This is a genomic window from Krasilnikovia sp. M28-CT-15, assembly GCF_047159595.1.
Lineage (GTDB): Bacteria > Actinomycetota > Actinomycetes > Mycobacteriales > Micromonosporaceae > Actinoplanes.
Map to the genome: position 1 here is coordinate 4,480,431 of NZ_BAAGAK010000001.1, position 18,989 is coordinate 4,499,419.

At 72.8% G+C, this 18,989-nt stretch carries 14 protein-coding genes and 2 pseudogenes; 7 read left to right on the forward strand and 9 right to left on the reverse strand.

The features are described from left to right. Positions 1–116: 116 nt before the first annotated feature. The 3 genes and pseudogenes from ACMCNO_RS20440 to gvpJ form a co-directional block, all read right to left on the reverse strand. Positions 117–431 (reverse strand): annotated as a pseudogene (locus ACMCNO_RS20440) (gas vesicle protein K); the annotation flags it as partial. A 51-nt stretch (positions 432–482) separates the two neighbouring features. After that, complete coding sequence (locus ACMCNO_RS20445; RefSeq protein ID WP_412753761.1) at positions 483–794, reverse strand: GvpL/GvpF family gas vesicle protein; 312 nt, start codon at positions 792–794, stop codon at positions 483–485. 89 nt (positions 795–883) lie between these two features. Further along, positions 884–1,111, reverse strand: a pseudogene (gene gvpJ / locus ACMCNO_RS20450) (gas vesicle protein GvpJ); the annotation flags it as partial. A gap of 176 nt (positions 1,112–1,287) precedes the next feature. Between gvpJ and ACMCNO_RS20455 the strand changes: the two are divergent. The 4 genes from ACMCNO_RS20455 to ACMCNO_RS20470 all read left to right on the forward strand — a co-directional run bounded on the left by ACMCNO_RS20455 (position 1,288) and on the right by ACMCNO_RS20470 (position 6,519). Continuing rightward, the gene (locus ACMCNO_RS20455; protein WP_412751057.1) at positions 1,288–1,563 is read left to right on the forward strand and encodes a hypothetical protein; all 276 of its coding nucleotides are present in this window, start codon (positions 1,288–1,290) and stop codon (positions 1,561–1,563) included. Between the two features lie 183 nt (positions 1,564–1,746). Beyond that, positions 1,747–3,321, forward strand: a complete 1,575-nt coding sequence (locus ACMCNO_RS20460; protein WP_412751058.1) for a glycosyltransferase family 2 protein — start codon at positions 1,747–1,749, stop codon at positions 3,319–3,321. A gap of 112 nt (positions 3,322–3,433) precedes the next feature. Further along, positions 3,434–5,596, forward strand: a complete 2,163-nt coding sequence (locus ACMCNO_RS20465) for an acyltransferase family protein (protein WP_412751059.1) — start codon at positions 3,434–3,436, stop codon at positions 5,594–5,596. Further along, positions 5,593–6,519: a hypothetical protein gene (locus ACMCNO_RS20470; protein ID WP_412751060.1), complete on the forward strand. Its 927-nt coding sequence runs from the start codon at positions 5,593–5,595 to the stop codon at positions 6,517–6,519. The genes ACMCNO_RS20465 and ACMCNO_RS20470 overlap by 4 nt, the downstream gene beginning before the upstream one ends. A gap of 54 nt (positions 6,520–6,573) precedes the next feature. Here ACMCNO_RS20470 and ACMCNO_RS20475 read toward each other — a convergent pair whose 3' ends face one another. Then, the gene (locus tag ACMCNO_RS20475) at positions 6,574–7,539 is read right to left on the reverse strand and encodes a helix-turn-helix transcriptional regulator (RefSeq protein WP_412751061.1); all 966 of its coding nucleotides are present in this window, start codon (positions 7,537–7,539) and stop codon (positions 6,574–6,576) included. Positions 7,540–7,821: 282 nt separating this feature from the next. Next, entirely contained in the window at positions 7,822–8,766 is a 945-nt protein-coding gene (locus ACMCNO_RS20480; RefSeq protein WP_412751062.1) for an LLM class F420-dependent oxidoreductase, read from the reverse strand. Between the two features lie 79 nt (positions 8,767–8,845). Here ACMCNO_RS20480 and ACMCNO_RS20485 point away from each other — a divergent pair, with 79 nt between their 5' ends. The 3 genes from ACMCNO_RS20485 (at position 8,846) to ACMCNO_RS20495 (ending at position 11,851) form a co-directional block, all read left to right on the forward strand. Then, the gene (locus tag ACMCNO_RS20485) at positions 8,846–9,445 is read left to right on the forward strand and encodes a TetR/AcrR family transcriptional regulator (RefSeq protein ID WP_412751063.1); all 600 of its coding nucleotides are present in this window, start codon (positions 8,846–8,848) and stop codon (positions 9,443–9,445) included. Positions 9,446–9,578: 133 nt separating this feature from the next. Then, positions 9,579–11,144, forward strand: a complete 1,566-nt coding sequence (locus tag ACMCNO_RS20490) for a DHA2 family efflux MFS transporter permease subunit (protein ID WP_412751064.1) — start codon at positions 9,579–9,581, stop codon at positions 11,142–11,144. Positions 11,145–11,212: 68 nt separating this feature from the next. Next, positions 11,213–11,851: a hypothetical protein gene (locus ACMCNO_RS20495; protein ID WP_412751065.1), complete on the forward strand. Its 639-nt coding sequence runs from the start codon at positions 11,213–11,215 to the stop codon at positions 11,849–11,851. A gap of 22 nt (positions 11,852–11,873) precedes the next feature. Here ACMCNO_RS20495 and ACMCNO_RS20500 read toward each other — a convergent pair whose 3' ends face one another. The 4 genes from ACMCNO_RS20500 to ACMCNO_RS20515 all read right to left on the reverse strand — a co-directional run bounded on the left by ACMCNO_RS20500 (position 11,874) and on the right by ACMCNO_RS20515 (position 18,956). Beyond that, a complete protein-coding gene (locus tag ACMCNO_RS20500; RefSeq protein WP_412751066.1) occupies positions 11,874–12,872 on the reverse strand; it encodes a hypothetical protein in 999 nt (332 codons plus the stop codon). Positions 12,873–12,906: 34 nt separating this feature from the next. Then, positions 12,907–14,721: a dynamin family protein gene (locus ACMCNO_RS20505; protein ID WP_412751067.1), complete on the reverse strand. Its 1,815-nt coding sequence runs from the start codon at positions 14,719–14,721 to the stop codon at positions 12,907–12,909. Positions 14,722–14,852: 131 nt separating this feature from the next. Continuing rightward, positions 14,853–16,481, reverse strand: a complete 1,629-nt coding sequence (locus tag ACMCNO_RS20510) for a hypothetical protein (protein ID WP_412751068.1) — start codon at positions 16,479–16,481, stop codon at positions 14,853–14,855. A gap of 144 nt (positions 16,482–16,625) precedes the next feature. Then, positions 16,626–18,956, reverse strand: coding sequence for a LuxR C-terminal-related transcriptional regulator (locus tag ACMCNO_RS20515; RefSeq protein ID WP_412751069.1), 2,331 nt, complete (start codon positions 18,954–18,956; stop codon positions 16,626–16,628). Positions 18,957–18,989: the final 33 nt, after the last annotated feature.

Sequence of the window (18,989 nt, forward strand, 5' to 3'; positions counted from 1 at the left end):
TGCGGCGTCCTGCCGAGACCCGCGGCCGGGTACGTCGCCGGTGACGTCATCGGCGAGGAGTCGGCGGCCGGTGGGTTGCGGGGTCCCGGCGGGTCGACCGGGCTCAGCAGCGGGCCGAGCGGGCCCAGATCGAGGTCGAGATCCGCGAGGGTGAGCCCGAAGTGGTCGCACAGGCGCACCATGTGATCCTCAAGGGTCATCAGCGTGGCCCCCAGCCGCTCGACCTGATCGGCGGACAGCTCGCCCGCATCGACCCGGCGGAGCGCCTGGCGCTCCATCAGCTGCCTGAGCAGTTCCACGACGGTGAGCACCAGCGTCGCGAATCCCCGCTCGACGGATTCGGGTTCCAGAGCCAGGCGAGCGGCGGCACCGTCCCCGGTGGAGATGACGACTCGCCGGCGACCACCACGCCGCGGCGAGCATCCGGTCAAGCAGGTCCACCAGCGGAACCGGGGCGGGTGAGGTTGCGGGGCCCGTCATCGTCATCCGGCCCCGGGCGGATCGGCCACCGCACAGTACGGCGGCCAGGGCCCGCTCATCTCGATCCGCAGCGCCGGGCGGCCCGCTTCCAGCTCGGCGACCGCCCGGGAGAAGCGCGCGGTGTCGTCGTCGGACACCAAGCGGGCCGGCAGCACCGGCGCCGAGGCCGCCACCTCGTTCAGGATCCGCGCGTGGTGGAGCAGGTCGTGGCGGCTGCCGAGGGCCTGGTCGCGCGCCACCTGGCTCACCACGGCGGCGAGGCCGCCATGGCGGATCAGGGTGGGTCGCGCGGCGGCCGGGCCGACTCCGAGCAGGCCGTCCGGGAGGCGGACTGCTGAACGGCGCCGATGGCGCCCTTGGTCAGCCCCTCGGCAACCCCTTCGACGAGGTCGGTCAGGCCGCCCCGGGGCGGCGGGCGGCCGGCGTCCAGGCGCGCCATCGCGTCGGCGTACCGCAGGTAGGTGTCGATGCTCGCCACGACGACCCGCGCCTCGACGGTCAGCACCTCGATGCCGACCAGCGAGACCCGGGCGAACGCGTCCACGACGATGCCCTTGTCCAGGATCATGCCCACCACGTCGGACAGTCCGCCCGACGCCGACCGTTCCACGAACGCCGCTTCCAGGCTCATGTCACACCCCACCGTCCTCGAAGGAGATCGCCATGCCGGAGCAATTCACCGACGACAGTGCTGTTGCCGCTTTGACGCCGGAATAACCTCCGCGGCGCTGGAGATTTCGACGGCCTTCACTGGCTACCGAACCTTCCGGGTCTGCCGGACGTCCTGCCCTCGACTGTGGCGTGGACATGAGGAGGACGTTCTATGAGCGACGCCAGGATTCTCACTCGACCGAGCGGCCCGAGGCCCTCGAGACCGGATCGATCGTCCTGTCCGGCCTGGCCGCCGAGGACGTGCTCACGGCGATCACCGTGGCGACCGGGGCCGGACCGGGTGGCCCGGGCTGTCCGGCGGGCTACGAGGTCGCGGACGCGTCGGTGCGGGTGGTCAACGCCGTGTTGTCCACGGCGCGCCGGCACCACGAGTGGGCCGGCATCCGCCGTCCCGTCCCGCCGATGCATTAGCTCACCGTTGTCGATTCTCTGTCACACAAATGGCACGAGTAACAATTGTCCACAAAGGATGAACGGACGTGACGGCTCTCATACATCCAACCCGCGACCCCATTCAGTTAACAAACCTATGCTTTTCTTGGAGCGGAGATTCGGCCTGTGGGGGGCCGCACATATGGACCTGGGAGCACCGTCATGCCCGCGTCAGCCGCGCTCGGCGCGCCGCCGGTCAGCACCGCCGTCGACATTTCAGAACCGACACCACTACTGCCGGCACCGCCGGACGACACCGAGCTGTACGCGTATTTCGGCCCGCAACGGCGCTGGGTTCTGTTGTGCGTTTCCCTGTCGTACACCTTCACGGCAGCCACCCTGTTCTTCTTCTCACTACGGCACCCCGCCCTGTGGGTCTTCCTGGCCGTCCTGGCCCTGAACGCCGTCGCGTGGCTGCTGTCCTGTGTGGACGGTCAGCGTCAGCGGCGCATCACCCGCGACTCGCACGAGTTGCTCCTGCGCGCGTGGCGTCCGGCGCTCGCGCCGAGCGTGGACGTCTTCCTGCCCACCTGCGGCGAGCCGATCGCGGTGCTGCGCAACGCGTACACCCATGCGGCGCGGCTGCGGTGGGACGGACCGCTGCGGTTCTGGGTGCTCGACGACGCCGCCCGGCCCGGGGTCCGGGCGCTGGCCAAGGAGTACGGGTTCACCTATCGGACCCGGCCGGACCGGGGGCACCTGAAGAAGGCGGGCAACCTCAACGACGCCCTGGCGCTCAGCGACGGCGAGCTGATCGCGATCCTCGACGCGGACTTCTGCCCGCGTCCCGACTTCCTGTCGCACCTGGTGCCGTACCTGGAGGCGCCCGACGTCGGCATCGTCCAGAGCCCGCAGTGCTTCGACACCGATGCCACGATGCCGTGGTTGCAGCGGGCCGCGGGCTCGGCCCAGGAGTGGTTCTTCCGATGGCTGCAACCATCGCGGGACGCCGACGACGCGGCCATCTGCTGCGGCAGCAACGCCGTCTACCGCCGCGCGGCGGTGCAGCGGATCGGCGGCTTCGCCCGCCTCGAGCACAGCGAGGACCTGTACACCGGGCTGGCGATGCTGCGCGCGGGGTACCGCACCCGCTATGTGCCCGTCCAGGTCGCCAAGGGCCTGTCGCCCGACACGCTGCCCGCGTTCATCAACCAGCAGTACCGGTGGGCGATGGGCAACCTGCACCTGCTCTTCGACGGTGACTTCCGCCGCATGTCGGCGTCGTGGCGGCTGCGCCTGGCATACGGCAACGGCGTACTGGGATATCTGCTGGCCGCCGTGAACGTCTTCGCCGCGCCGCTGCCGCCACTGGTGATGATGTTCTGCTACCCGGCCGAGATCCGGCCCTGGCACGCGCTGCCGTTGCTGGCGCCGCTGTGGGTCTGGCTGGTGCTGCTGCCCTCGGTCTCGGCGACGCGCTGGCGGGTGGAGGTGATCCGCGCGCATCTGATGGTGAGTTTCGCCGGTGCGGTGGCGGTGCTGCACACGCTGCGCCGCCGGTCGGCGGCGTGGGTGCCGACCGGCACGGCCGCGGGATCCTCCCCGCTGGCCCGTACGGTCGGCCGGGTCGCCCTGGCCTGGCTGGGCGCCACCACGGCTGCCCTCTGGGTCGGCGTCGCCTACGACGTGGCGCGCTACGGCTGGGCGCAGCACTGGGGCGTCGCCGGTTACGCCCTGCTCACCTCGTACCTGACCGTGCCGCTGGTGACGGCCCTGTTTCAGGCCGAAGACCGATGAACGGCGCCCGGGACCGCATCGGCTGGCCCGAGGCCCTGGCCATCACGGCCGTTCTGGCCGTGCTCGCCCTGGTCGCCTCCGGCTGGGTCGACGCGATGCTGCCGTGGGCCCGGTGACGGCGGCCGTGCCCCGGACCGCCACCCCGGCGCCGGTCGCGCCGAGCCGCCCGGCCGCGCTCACGGTGCCCGCCACGACCCACCACGACACCGCGAGGTACCGGCTGAACTTCCGGCCCGACATCGAGGGCCTGCGGGCCGTCGCGATCCTCACCGTGCTCGGCTTCCACGCGGGCGTGCCGTTCTTCTCCGGCGGGTACGTCGGCGTGGACGTGTTCTTCGTCGTCTCCGGCTTCCTCATCACCGGGCTGCTGCTGGCCCGGGTCACCGCGCACGGCACCTTCTCACTGGCCGACTTCTACGCCCGGCGGGCCCGGCGCATCCTGCCCGCGGCCGGGGTGGTGCTCGCCGCGACCGCGGCCGCCTGCTGGCTGCTGTTGCCACCGCTGGCCCGCGTCGACGCCGCGTACGACCTGATCGCGGCCGCGGTCAGCGGGGCGAACTGGCGGTTCGTCGCCGCCCAGACCGACTACCTGGCCGCCCACGCCGAACCGAGCCCGGTGCTGCACTTCTGGTCGCTGGCCGTGGAGGAGCAGTTCTACCTCGGGTGGGCCCCGGTGCTGCTGCTGGTCGCGGTGCTGGCCCGCCGGTGGGGACGCACGGCGCTGCCGGGTATCGCGGTGGCCGCCGGCGTGGTGACCGCCGGTTCGTTCGCGCTGAGTCTGAACTGGACCGCGGCGGCGGCGCCGCTGGCCTACCTGGGGTCGCCGTCGCGGGCGTGGCAGTTCGGGGTCGGCGCGGGCGCCGCCCTGGCCGCGCCGTACGCGGCCCGGGCGCTGTCCGGCCGCGGCGAAACCTGGGCGCGGGCGGTGCTCGGCTGGGGCGGGCTCGCGGCGATCGGGTGGGCGACCGTGGCCTTCGACGGGCTCACGCCGTACCCGGGGCTGGCGGCGCTGGTCCCGACGGCCGGGGCCGCCGTGGTGGTCCTCGCCGGGCACCGGGCCGACGACCGGTCGGCATCGGGCGCCGAGGTGGGCCGCCTGCTGACCACGGGTCCGGCGCGGACGGTCGGGCGTCTGTCGTACACCTGGTATCTGTGGCATTGGCCGGTGCTCGTGCTGGCCCAGGCGCGCCTCGGTGAGCTGGGGTGGCCCGCCCGCCTGGCCCTGGTCGTGGCGGCCGGTGTGCCCGCCGCCCTGACCACCCGGTTGGTCGAACGCCCGCTGCGGTTCTCCCTCGTGGTGGCCGCCCGGCCACGCCGGGGCCTCGCCGTCGGGACGACCGCGGTCGTCGTGCCGCTGGCGGCCGCGCTGCTGCTGGGCAGCGGGGCGATCCGGGTGCTGGAGGGCAACGCGCGGGATGCGGCCGGTCCCCTCCCGGCGGGGGCGACCGGCGGTCCGTGGCTACTGGCCGCGCCGGGGCCGGACCGGCAGGGCGGGCCGGTGCGGCCCGCTCCGGCGCAGGCCCGCCAGGACTTCCCGCCGACCGCCGGCTGCGAGGTCCCACCGGAGGCGACCATCAGCCCGCCGTGCCGGTACGGCACGCCGGGCGCACGCGACCGGGTCGTCCTGATCGGCGACTCGCATGCCGGGCAGTGGTTCAGCGCCGTGGACGCGCTGGCGCGGCGCCGCGGCTGGGCGGTGGAGGTCCTGGTCAAGCAGGGCTGCCCGCTGCCGAAGCTGACCGTGCGCAGCCCGCAACTCGGCCGCGCCTACACCGAGTGCGACACGTGGCGCCGCGAGGCGCTCGCCCGGATCGCCGCCGGGCCCCGGCCGCGCCTGATCGTCGCGGCCAGCCTCAACCGGTACACCGGCGACGCCCCGGCGCTGGCCCGCGGCTGGAACGACACCCTGGACCGGCTCGCCGCGACCGGAGCGCCGGTCGCGTACCTGCGGGACACCCCCACGTTCGGCCGGGACGTGCCGACGTGCCTGTCGGGGGCGCTGGAGGTGTGGAGCCGGTGCGCCGTCACGCGGGACGCGGCACTGCCCCGCGACCGGCTCGCTGAGGATCTGGCGCGCGGCGGCAGGCCCGGCGTGTCCGTCGTCGACCTCAGCGCGGCGCTGTGCCCGCCGGGGCCACGCTGCCCGGCCGTCCGCGAGGGCGTGCTGCTCTATCGCGACGGCGCCCACCTCACCGACACCGCCGCCGCGGTGCTGGCACCACGCCTGGACCACGAGCTGCTCCGGCTCGGGTTGCTGCCGGAGGCGGACCGTTGAGCCGCGGATCGCCGGTGCGGCGGGCGGTCGGCGTCGCGGTCGCGGCGGTGCTGTCGGTCGCCGGATGCACCGCGTCCCCGCTGGAACCGGGGCCGCCGGCCGATCCGGCCTGGACGTCGGTGTGGCGCGACGACTTCACCGGCCCGGCGGGCGGTCGACTGTCCGGTCAGTGGCGGCATGACCTGGGCACCTGCTATCCGGGCTGCCCGGCGCCGCGGTGGGGCACCGGGGAGATCGAGACGATGACCGACGACCCGGCCAATGTCTCCCTGGACGGGGCCGGGCACCTGGCCATCACGCCGCGCCGGGCGGCTGGGCAGTGGACCTCCGCGCGGGTGGAGACCGAGCGCGCCGACTTCCAGCCACCGGCCGGTGGCGTGCTGCGCGTCGAGGCGGCGCTGCGGCTGCCCGACGTGACCGCCGCCGACGGCGCGGGCTACTGGCCGGCGTTCTGGATGCTGGGCGCGCCGCTCCGCGACGGCCACTCCGACTGGCCGGGCGCGGGCGAGATCGACGTGATGGAGTCGGTCAACGGTCGTCCCGCGGTCGTCGGCGCGATGCACTGCGGACAGTTGCCCGACGGCCCCTGCCACGAGGCGCGCGGTGGGCTGGGCTCGGCGGAGCAGACCTGCGCCGACTGCGGTCGGCGGTTCCATGTGTACGCGGTGGAGCTGGACCTGTCGACCAGCCCCGCGCAGGCCCGCTGGTATCTCGACGGCACGGTGTTCCATCAGGTCACCGCGACCGAGGTCGGCGAACCGGCGTGGAGCCGGGCCACCGCGCACGGGTTCTTCGTCATCCTCAATGTCGCGATCGGCGGCGCGTTCCCGGCCGCCCTCGGCGGTGGGCCGGGCGCGGCGACCGTACCGGGCCGGTCGATGCTCGTCGACTATGTCGCGGTCTCGGCGCGGCATCCCGCGTGAGCCTGCCGGCCGCGGGCAGAGGTGGGCGCGGTGCGGTCGGTTGCCGGCTGCCGGTCACCCGGCGTCCAGCCGGGGTGGTCGGCCGTAGGCGCGGTGGTAGTCGGCGCTGAACCGGCCGGGGTCGGCGTAGCCCCAGCGGGCGGCGATCGCGGCGACGGTGACGCCGTCGCCCGTCATCAGGCCGCAGAGCTGCTGGTGGGCCCGGTCGAGCCGGACTCGTCGAAGGTACGCCAGGGGCGTGGTGTCCAGGTTGCGGCGGAAGGCCAACCGGACCGCGTGCACCGTGACGCGGGCGGCGCGGGCGATGTCGACGAGGCCGAGGTCGAGGTCGGCGTTGGCGTCGATGTACGCGATGGCGCGGGACAGGGCGGCCGGGGTCGCGTCCGTGCGGTCCTGGTAGCCCGGTTCGGGCGTGCAGGTGTTGGGGAACGTGGTGAGTAGGGTCGCCGCCAGCATCCTGGTCATCGGCCCGACCATCAGGGGGTGGGTGACGAATTCGGCGGCGGAGGTCAGGCTGTCGGTGACGTAGTCGACGACATGCGTCCAGCGGCGCGTGTCCCCCGGGTGGACGGGACGCTTGGCGGTGAAACGTACCGGGGGCGGGGTGTCGTCGGGATGGTTGCAGGCGGCCTCGGCGATGGTGTGCGGTGGGATGGCGGCCAGCGACCACAGCACGTGTTCCTGCCGCACGTGGTGCGCCCGGTCGGGCGGCGCGTGCAGGGTGAGATCGCCCGGGCCCAGGCACTCGCCGGTTTCCCGGTCGATGCGGACCCCACGGTGGACCCGCGCGACCACCGCCATCGAGAACGGGGCGGCGGCCCGGTACTCGGCGATGCTCTGGTAGTCGAGGGTGTCGAGGTAGAACGGTCCGGGACCGAGACGGACGTGGCGGAACCGGTAGGTGGCCCGATCTCCGCTGAAGGACATGGGCGTGCCGTAGGCGGCGGACAGGTATTCCCGGGCCCGGTCGGGATCGGTGGTGTCGAACTCGACGCGGTGCCGCTCAGGTTCCCGGGTCACGTCCGTGGCGGTCACCGGGCCGCGACGTCGGCGACCGTGGTGCCGTCGCCAGGCTGGGCGGCCAGCAACTGTTCGTGGGCGCGGGCCAGCCTGGCCCGGCGCAGGTGCGCGGTGGGCGTGCTGTCCGACATGGCGACTCCTCCAGGCGGCGCGGCCCGCCGGGCACGGTCACACATGTCGATGCCGGGGCGCGTCTTCTCACCGTGCCACGCCACGCCCGAACACGACAGATGCCCGGCGAGCCTGCTACCCGATGGTGTCGGTGACGACCGGCCTCCGCTGTCAGGCCGCCGCGACGAGAGGCTTCAGCGCGGCACCCACCTGGGTGACCAGGCCGGGCCGGTGGCCGTTGCGGATCAGGTTGATGGTGATCCCGTCGATCCCGGCCTTGAGCACCCGCTCGTGCAGCTGCTCGGCGACCTGTTCGGGTGTGCCGAGGAAGGTCCGGTTACGACGGTCCTCGGGCACGGTATCGCCGAGTTCCTTCACCTCCTGCTCCGTCTCGCCCACCATGCCCATGACCAGGTAGCTGGTCGCCAGCGTGGCGGGGTCACGGCCGATCTCCTCGCACCGCTGCCGCAGGGCGGCGACCTTGCGGGGCAGCTCCGCGAGGTCACAGATGATGTTCATGTGGTCGGCGAAGCGCGCCGCCAACCGGAACGTCTTCTGCTCACCCCCGCCGCCCAGCATGATCGGGATGGTGGGACGCAGCCGCGGGTTGTTCATCGCGCCCCGGGCCGTGTACCACTTGCCCTCGAGCGTCGCGTGCTCGCCCTTGAGCATGGGCGCGATGATGGTCAGCGCCTCCTCGAGCCGTTCGAAGCGCTGCCCGAACGTGCCGAATTCGAAGCCGTAGTCGTGATGCTCGCGTTCGAACCAGCCGGCACCGATGCCGAGGATGGCCCGCCCCTTCGAGACCACGTCGAGGGTGGTCACGGTCTTCGCCAGCAGGGCCGGATTACGGTACGTGTTCCCGGTGACCAGCGTGGACAGCTGGATGGTCGAGGTGGCCGACGCGAGCGCGCCGAGGGTCGTGTACGCCTCGAGCATCGCGTTCTCGGGCGCACCGATGCCCGGCAGTTGGTAGAAGTGATCCATCACCAGGACGGTGTCGAACCCGGCCGCCTCGGCCTCGCGGGCCTGCGCGGCGACGGTGTCGAAGAGGTCCTCGACCCTCCCGCCGGGATAGGTGAAGTTCGGAATCTGGTACCCGAGCCGGATGCTCACAATGCCTCCGCCATGTAAGAGGGCTATCACTTGTTAATGTAAGAGGTCACTTACACTTCCGGCAAATCGGGGAGGGAACGTGCCGACGGACCGGGGCTACCACCACGGCAGCCTCCGCGCGGCGGTGATCCAGGCCAGCTTCGAGCTGCTGGCGGAGTCCGGCCTGCAGCGCTTCTCGGTCGCCGCGGTCGCCCGCCGGCTGAAGGTGAGCTCGGCGGCGCCGTACCGGCATTTTCCGGACCGCGCCCACCTGCTGGCCGCCGTGTCGGCCGCCGCGGCCCGCGACCTGCGTGCCGAGATCACCGCCGCCGCCGACGCGGCCGCCCCCGACCCGGCCGAGCGCCTGGCCGCCGCGGCGGGAGCGTACGTCCGGTACGTCGTGCGCACCGGCGCCGGGTTTCCCGTGATCTACGCCGCCGAGCTGTACGAACTCGGCGACGAGGCCCGCCGCGAGCAGACCCGCGCCCTGATGGCCACGCTGCTCGACCTGGCCGCGGCGACCGGCACCCGGTCGTACCAGCAGGCACTCCTGCTGGCCGAGGCGACGGTCGCCGTGGCCCACGGCTACGCGTCACTGTTCGTCGACGGCTTCTTCGCCCGCAAGTCCGGCACCGTGGACGACGTCGCCGCCCGGGCCGTCGAGGCGGCCCGTACCCTGGTCCCGCCCGCCCGACCGTGAGCTGCACCTCGGTTGCTGAAATCCGGGTGCCGGCCGCCGACCGGGGTGAAACCATGTTTCCCTGCTCTGTGCCGAGCGCACCCCACCGGACGCGCCGGCGCCTCGACACCTGCCCACCCACCGGGAGTCTCACGTGACTGATCAAGTCGCAAGCCCACCAAAAACACTTGATGCCGCAGTGCTCAAGATCGCCGGAGTGGTGGTGCTGGGCGCGATCATGTCGATCCTCGACATCACCGTCGTCAGCGTCGCGCTGCCCACGTTCCAGGTCGAGTTCGACGCCACGTACGCCGAGGTCGCCTGGACGATGACCGGCTACACCCTCGCGCTCGCGACGGTGATCCCGCTCAGCGGCTGGGCCGCCGACCGGTTCGGCACCAAACGGCTGTACATGCTCGCCCTGTTGCTGTTCACGCTCGGCTCGATGCTCTGCGCCACCGCCGACTCGATCGAGCAGCTCGTCGGCTACCGGGTCCTGCAGGGTCTCGGCGGCGGCATGCTGATGCCGCTGGGCATGACGATCATGACGCGCGCGGCCGGGCCGGAGCGGATCGGCCGGCTGATGGCGGTCCTCGGCATCCCGATGCTGCTCGGCCCGATCGGCGGCCCGATCCTCGGCGGCTGGCTGATCGAATCCCACGGCTGGGAATGGATCTTCCTGATCAACCTGCCGATCGGCGCGATCGCGCTGGTGTACTCCTGGTTCGCGCTGCCGAAGGACAACCCGCAGCCGTCGGAGTCGTTCGACTTCGTCGGCATGCTGATGCTGTCGCCGGGTCTGGCGCTGTTCCTCTACGGCGTGTCGTCGCTGCCGGAGGCCGGCACGATCGCGGCAACCAAGGTGTGGCTCCCGATGCTGACCGGCGCGCTGCTGGTGATCGGGTTCGTCTTCTACTCGTTCAAGCCGAAGCACCCGCTGCTCGACCTGCGGCTGTTCCGCAACCGCAACCTGACGGTCTCGGCCGTGTCCCTGTTCGTGTTCATCATCGCGTTCATGGGCGCCGGGCTGCTGTTCCCGAGCTACTTCCTGCAGGTCCGCGGCGAGTCGACGCTGCACGCCGGGCTGCTCATGGCACCGCAGGGCATCGGCGCGATGCTGACGATGCCGATCGCCGGCATGCTGGCCGACAAGGTCCCGGTGGGCCGCACCGTGCCGTTCGCGATGGCGCTCATCGCCGCGGGCTTCTTCACGTTCACCCAGGTCGGCGTGGACACCTCGTACGTGCTGCTGTGCGGTTCGCTGTTCGTGATGGGTCTGGGCATGGGCGGCACCATGATGCCGATCATGACGTCCGCGCTGCGTACCCTGCACCACCACGACGTCGCGCGCGGCTCGACGCTGGTGAACATCCTCCAGCAGATCGGCGGCTCGATCGGTTCGGCGACCATGTCGGTGATCCTGACCAGCCAGCTCAACAAGTCCACGCCCATCCCGGGGGCGACCGGCCCGAACGGGCAGCCGATCACCGAGGCCCAGGCGGCGATCGCCAGCCATCACATGACGCTGCCGCTGCCCCCGGCGGTGATCGAGCAGGGCCTGAAGTTCGTGGCCGACTCGTTCGCCACCACCTTCTGGGTCGGCTTCGTGCTGGTGCTCGCGACGTTCATCCCGATCGCCTTCCTGCCGCGCAAGCGCCAGGCGGCGAGCCAGGACGACGCGGGTGAGGGCGCCGTCGAGACGCCGGTGATGATCCACTGACGGGTTAGGGGGTGGCCAGGGGAAGTCCCCCTTGCCGGCACCGGTGGTGATCTACATACAGTAGTGGCATGGCACCGGCGCGATCACTTCACGAGATCATCGCGGGGTTGACCGGCGCGGCCGGGACCCCGGGCGATCTCGCCGCGGTGCTGCAGGCCGGCGGACATCCGGACCTGCCGGAAGACCTCCTCGCCGAGGCGGTGGTCAGCTTCGCCGACACCGCCCCGGCCGAGGTCGCCGAGCATCTGGCGCCGTTCGTCATGGCGCACGGTCCGATCACCGAGGGCGACCCGGTGGCGGGCGAGATCGACTCTCTGCCCGATCTGCTCGCCACCGCCCCCACGCCGGACCTCGACGACGGCCCGGACCTCGACGACGGCCCGGACCTGGCGACACCGGAGATCGATCCGCTCGTCGAGATCGGCGGTGCCGACCACGCCGATGTCCCGGACGTGCACGACCACAGCGTCGACCACCACGGGTGGGCGCCGCTCGAGATGGCGTTCGGCCACGGGCACGACCACGCCGCGGCGCTCGACGACATCGACTTCGACGCCGCGACACCGGAGCCGGAGCCCGGGTACGCCGATCACCACGATCCGCACCATCTGCCGGACCTGCCGGACGTGGCCCCGGGCGCCGACCTGTGGGAGGCCCCCGCCCTGCCCGATCACGCCCACGAGATCGACGACATCGACGGCGACTGAGCCCGGCGGGCATCGGACAGCACTATTCGGGTGCCGCGGCTGCCACTCGCCGGGCGCGTCGCCGGTACGTGGTCGCGATGATGAGAAGGCCTGGGATGCTGCCCAGCAGCCTGATCACGGCGGCCGGCCAGTGAATCACCGCCGCGACCGCTCCGCGGATCCGCGGAATCGTGCCGACGGTGTACCTCGCCTGCCCGTCACCGGTGTGGCAGGTGACGACGTACGTGCCGGGTCCGGGAACGGTGAAGGAGGCGACCCAGGCGTAGGTCGCGTAGTCACCGTTGCCGTAGTCGCTCGGTGGGATGCTGACCAACTCCGCCCGACGTGCGGCCCGCCCCGGACCGCTGACCCGGCAGGCCGGATCCTTCGGCGAGAAGCCCGCCGCCAGGATCGCGTACCGGCCCGCCGCCGGCAGTTCCAGGATCCCGGACCTGCCGGGTGGCGCCGCGTACAGCCCTGTCTCGCCGTACCGGCCTTCGTCGTGCGGTCGGCTGGTGCTGTCCTCCGCACCCAGTCGCACGGTCACCGGGGCCAGAAGCGCGCCCGCCACGGCGACGAGCGCGCCGCCGAGGTAACCCCACCGCCCGGCCTGGCGGGTGCGGCGCCGACGCCCGATCGGATAGCCGATCGCCGCGCCGGCGACCGCGAGCAGCAATCCGATCCACCACAATCGCGGCCAATCCATCGCTCCGCTGAGTGGGATGACCCACCGGTAGAAGGCCATGGACCCGGCCAGGAACACTGCGCTGACCAGCGTTCCCGTGGCCGTGGCGGCCAGGAGTGGCCGGACAGCGTGCTGACCCGCACGTCCGGTCCACCGGGCAGCCGCTGAGGCGGCAAGCGCTGGCACAGCCGCCAGGGTCCACCACAGGGCCGTCGCCACGTCCTGATCCTCTTCCCAGCGGTGCGTCGCCTCGTAGATCACTAGCGGCGCCGGCACGGTCACCGCGATCCACGTTGCCAGCCCCACCGGACCGGGAAACGCCTGCCCCACGGCCCGCCAGGCTGCCCTACCCCTCATCAGTCCATCATGCGGAATCTGAGCTCCGACCGGGTCAGGTAACGATCGCCGCCGCGTGGTCGCGCAGCTGCCGGAGGCGCTCCAGTTCGGCGGTCAGGTCACGCAGCCGGCTCTCGCGTTCCTCCGTGGTGCGCTTGGCCGCCTCGGACGCGGCGCTCAGCGCGCGGGCGTTGGAGCGGGCCAGTTCGTCCGCCAGTTCGCTGTAGTGGTCCCGCAGCTGACGCTGGATACGGCGCAGGGTGTCCCGGGAGTCCTTGGTCATCACGAAACTGACCTCGTCGCAGTAGCGCCGGATCGCGTTGCGGGCCTGGTTCTGCCGGTTCGCCCGCTGCCGGGTCTTCTCCTCACGCAGGCCCTTGCGGCCCATCACCAGGCCGATCCCGATGCCGATCGGGCCGAGGGCGATGCCCGCCAGGGTGCCGAGCATGGTGAACATGAGCGCGCCGCCGTAGGCGCTCTTGAGCGCCACCATCGCCTGCTTGCCGAGCTTCATCTTCGCCAGTTCGATCTTGTGCTCGACCTCGGCGGTGCCCGCCAGCGGCACCGGGTTGCTGACCGCGACATGCTGCAGGACCTGACCCGCGGCCTGCGCGAAGTGGGTACCCACCTCGTCGCTGAGGCTGATCGCCCGGTCCCGCAGCAGCATGTAGTTGGCCAGCAGTTCCTGCGAGACCCGTTCCTTGAGCCAGCGCTCGGTCTCCGCCCAGTCGTCGGCCGGGTCGCCCTCCTCGATCAGCGTGTCGGCCTCCTCGATCAGCCGGCGGATCCGGCCCCGCAGGTCGTGGTCGATGTCGGCGTTGAGGTCGGCGATGCCGTCGCTCAGGGTCTGCTGCCATTTCGCCGCGGCGGCCTTGAGCCCCTCCACGCGCTGTTTCACCCCGGCGAGGTCGTTCATCACCGTGGCCGCGGCGGACGGGTCGGCCAGGGCGGCCCGTTCGGCGGCGAACTGGCTCTCGATCTGCTCACAGATCCCGACGACCGACGCGCCCGCCTGGGCGGCGGCCCGGGCGGCCGCGCCGCCGGAGACCCGCTGGGAGACGAACGTGACCAGCTCGGGAAAGCCGGACTCCGCGTTGAGGTCCTTGTCGCCGGCCGCGACGGCGCGCAGCCGCAGGTCGGAGGAGACCGGAATGATCGGCATCTCCCCCACCGCGCGCAGGTGCCCCTCGTCGAGGTCACGGATCTTGCGCCAGTACGGATAGAAGTCGGTCTTGGTGAGCACACACACCGCCGTGCCGCAGACCTCGCGGGCCTGGCGCAGGAACTCCACCTCGCTGCGGGTGAGCTCCTGGGCCGCGTCCGTGACGAACAGCACGGCGTCGGCCATGGACGCCGCGGTCAGGCTGGCCGCCGAATGCACCGAACCGAGCCCGCCGACCCCGGGGGTGTCGACGATCACGAGGCCGCTGGAGAGCAGTTGGCGCGGCAGCCGGACCTCCACGCCGGTCACCCCGTCCACCGCGCCGCCGGCCTCCTTCTCCAGCACGTACTCCCGTACCCGGTCCACGGGAACCGACTCGCGCCGGGGAGGGACCTCGTCCAGGAGCACCTCGGCGGACGGTTCCTTGCCGTACCGGACGTAGGTCGGCAGGGCGGTGGCGACGTCGTCGTTGACCGGGCAGACCTTCGTCCCGACCAGCGCGTTCACCAGGGAACTCTTGCCCTGCTTGAACTCACCCACGACGACGATGTGCACCGCCGGGTCGGCCAGGGTGGCGCGGACGGCGGCGAGGCGGGGGCCGAGGTCCGGCCGCCCGTACGCCTCGCAGGCGCGCTGGGCGAGGTCGACGATCTCGGTCGCCCGGCGCAGCGTGTCGTCGGCCTTGGCTGGTGTCGTGGTCGAGGTCAACGTCGTTCCTCCCGGTCGGGGTGGGGTGCGGCGAAGCGGCCGACGGCCCGGGTGCCAGTGCGGCGTGGTGGGTCGGTAACCCACCACGCCGCGCTGCTGTTCATCCGGGACGATCTCCGCCGGTCTGCGGATCAGGCGCTGTGGTCCGCGTCGACGCTGGCAGCGGCGTCGTGGTGCCCGTCGAAGTGGTCGGCCTGCTCGCGGATGATGTGCGAGTCGTCCCCGTGGATCGAGTCGTGCGAGTTGAACGAGTCGTTCGTGGAGTTGTCGTTGAACGAGTCGTTGGTCGACTGGTCGTTGAACGAGTCGTTCGTGGAGTTGTCGTTGAACGAGTCCTGCGTGGTGGTGGCGTTACCGCCGGAGGCCACCGAGGAGTCCTTCACCTGGGAGTCGGTGACGTTGGTCTGGCTGCCCCCACCGAAGTTGATGTTGATCGGGCCCGTTGCGCCGCCGGACCCGCCACTGGCGTTGCCACCGACACCGGCGCCACCCGCGGCGCTGCCGCCGACCGCGTTGCCGCCGTCGCCACCGTCGCCACCGTCGCCACCCTGGCCCTGGCCGAAGCCCGAGCCGCTGCCGCGCAGGCCGACCCCGACGCCCGCGCCGACCCCGACGCCGGCCGAGCCGCCCGCACCGTTCCCGCCGTCGGCGCTGGCGTCGCCGCCGAAGCCGCCCGAGCCGCCGGTGCCGTTGGCGGAACCGCCCGCGCCGCCGCTGGTGTCGATGTCGAACTGGGCCGCCTGGTTGTTGTTTCCCACGACGGCCTTGTCCACGTCGTCCGCCACGATGCCGGTGTTGTCGCCCAGGACGGCCTTGTCCACGTCGTCGCCCACGATGCCGAAGTTGTCGCCCAGGACCGGCTTGTCCACGTCGCCGTTGGCCTGGATGCCGGAGTTGATGCCGGTGTTGACGGCTCCGGAGATGTCCCGCCCGGCGGTCACCGCGTTGTCGCCGGTGTTGCCGACCACGTCGCCGTTGGCCGCGTTGCCGACGAACGCCCCGTCTCCGGTGGCGCCGAGCACGTCGCCGGTGCCGGTGCCGACCACGGAACCGTCGCCCGCGGTCACCTTGTCCCCGCCGACGACCTCCACGGACGAGTTGTCGCCCGTGACGCCGATCGCGTCGCCACCCGCGGCCACCGAGCCGCCGGTCGCGGCGACCTGGTCGCCGTCACCCTGCTGGGCCACCGCGCCGTCGCCGGTCGCCGCGTTGACGTCGCCGTCACCGGTGGTGGCGACGTTGCCGTCACCGGTCTGGTTGACGTTGGTCGCGTCGACGTCGATGTCGCCCAGGACCGGCCCGTCCACGTCCACATCGACCGAATTGTCGATCTTGGAGGAGTTGTCCGTGAAGGTCCGGGAGTTGTCGATGAAGTTCTGGGTGGTGAAGGTCTGCGCGACCTGCGTCACCTGCTGGACCTGCTGCACGCTCGGGGCGGAAGCCGCCGAGCTGCCGGCACCGCTGTCCCGGAAACCGCCGCCGCTGCTGCTGTAGCCGCCACCGGAACCTCCGGTGTAGCCACCGCCGCTGCTGTAGCCCCCGCTGTGGCTCGCGGAGTGGTCGCTGTTGCTGTAGGCCGCATCCGTCACGATCTGGGTGAGGTCGACCGAGTTGAGGGTCTCGGCGTCGATGTCGTTGGCGGCGAAGGAACCGGCCGGGTCGGCAAGGAACCTCGCGACCTCCGCGTCGCTGCTGAACACCTTCTCGAACAGCGCCCGGACGTTGTCGATGATGAGCGGGGTAACTTCGATTGCGGCCATGACTTCTCCTGTATTCGGGCCCGCCCCTCGTGGTCGGACAACTGCAACTCTGCGGGTTGTAGCCGATGCCTCGCATCGGGGCTATCCCCCTTCCGGCAGCAGGGGGTTAGGGGGTGGTCCCGGCGGTGGCTCCGCCCGGCAGACCTACGGTTCCGCCGGCAGCAGACTACGCAGCGCAGCGATCATCTCGGCCCGGTTGCCGGCCCCGAGTTTGGCACGGATCCTGGCCACGTGGTGTTCCACCGTTTTCGGGGACAGGTAGAGCTGGGCGCCGATCTCACGGTGCGTACGGCCCGCCAGCACCAGCTGTGCCACCTCGACCTCCCGATCGGACAGACTCCCCCGTCCCCCGTCCGCCGGTGCCTCGTCCGCCGCTGCCTCCGGCCGTGACAGCTCCCGGGCCCGCTCCAGCAGCCGGCGCGCGGCCGACGGATCGTCCGTACGGATCGCGGCCTGCCCGAGCAGCCGCGACGCCTCCCACGGCAGCTCGGCGGCGACGAGGTCGGCGGCGTCCGCCAGTACCTCGTCCGCCGGTACGTCTCCCGCGAGCGCGGCCGCCCAGCGCACGGCGGACCGGCACTGCGCCCGCTGCCGGGCGCCGGCGGGTCCGAGACTGCCGAGGTGGGCCGCGGCGGCGCTCGCAGCAGGCTGGTCCTCGCCGACCACGGCGATCTGCAGCCGGATCCAGCCCAGCGACACCGCCCAGGCGCCCGGGTGGCCGAGGCGCTCGACGATTTCCGCCAGGTCGTCGAGGACCGGGGTGATGCGCCGGTGGTGGCGCAGCCGGGCCGCGGCGACCAGCAGTTCCTCGACCATCTCCAGGTGAAACAGGTCCACCGCGCGGCGCGCCAGCACCGGCTCGGCCAGCGCCCACGCCGCGCGCAGCTGGGCGATGTCGCCCCGGCGCCGGGCGATCCCGGCGGTGAGGCAGGCCAGGGTCAGCCGTTCCCGGCCCGGCAACGGCGTGCCGGTCAGACGGTCGAGTTCGGCCAGGGCGGTGTCGTACCGGCCGGCCCGCATCCGCACCCACGCCAGCAGCGTGCGGTGCCGGTCCTGGGCGGCGGGCCCACCGGCCCCGGCGGTCAGCGCCCGCTCCAGCAGGTGCTCGGCGGTCGCGGTGTCGCCTGCGGTCACCGCCACCAGCGCGCCGAGCGCGTGCGGCAGGTCGGGCACCGGAATCGCCGGTGGGGCCTGTTCGTACGCCTCGGCCGCCTCGATCAGCAGCGGCAGGGCCGTCCCGGGGCTCCCGACCGTCAGCGCCGCTTCGGCGAGGCGGCGCAGGGGCAGCGGGGCCGGGCCGGTCGCCGCGGTGCGCGCCGGGCCCGGCTGACCGGTGGCCATGAGCGCCGCGACGGCCAGGACCGGTCCGGGTGGTCCGGTGCCGAGCAGCGCCTCGGCCGCCCGGCCGGGTCTGCCGTCGGCGGCCGCGGCGGCACCGGCGACCACCGCCAGCCGGGCCGCGTCGGACGCGCCCGCGGTCGCGACGTCCAGGTCGACGGGCAGGCCGAGCAGGACGGCCGCCTCGGCCCGCCCGGCGGCCAGCTGCGCCGGGTCGGCGCCGGAGTTGAGCGCCTCGTCGTACCAGGACAGGGCGCGCTCCGGCGCGGTGAAACGCAGCAGGTCTCCGGCGCCGCGGTAGACGTCGGCGGCCGTGGCGGTACGCGCGCGGGCGGCGCGCAGCTGCTCCGCGGCGCGGACCGGGTCGGCGCCGGTGGCCAGCAGTGCCGAAGCGACGGCATCGTGCAGGCGGCGTCGTTCCGGTGCGGACTTCTCGGCGAGGACCGCGCGGGCGACCGCCGGGATCATCCGTTCCCCGTCGGGCGTCAAGAGGCCCTGCTCGCGCAGCGAGCGGGTCGCGGCCGCAGCCCGCGCCTGTCCCAGCCCGGCCGCCGCGCAGACGGTGTCGTCGCCGAGGTCCAGCCGCAGCGCGAGGATCACGGCCAGGTCGGCGGCGTCCCGGTCGGGCCCGGCGAGCCGGCGCTGCAAACGGGCGACCAGGGCGGGCGGGGTGCCGTCCGGGTCGGCGGCCACCATCGCGGCCACCGCGGGCAGGCCGGCCGAGGCGGCATGCACGGCGGCGACGTGCTCCGCGGCCGCCGGGTGGCCGAGCGCCGCGCTGACCAGTTCGGACATCGCCGCGGGCTCGAGGGGGCCGAGGTGTTCGACCGTTCCCGTGGTGGCGAGCGCCTCGTCCAGATCGGCCAGTTCCGGCCCGCCGATCGTCGGCCGCCGGGCCATCGCCATCGGCACCCCGGTACGGGCGGCGGCGGCCAGCACCCGGAGTGGTCCGGGGGGCAGCCGGTGGGCGTCGTCGACGACCACCAGCGCGCCTTCGGCGCGGGCCCGGGCCAGCAGCTCCTCCAGGTCCTCGACGGTGGTGAAGACCACGGGGACGACGGGCCGGCCGGTGGCGGCGGCAAGCTCGCCGAGGCGGCGGGTACGCCCGGCGCCGTCCACCCCCACCACGACAGTCACCCGTGCATTCCCTCCTCGCCCGCGTCGACCTGG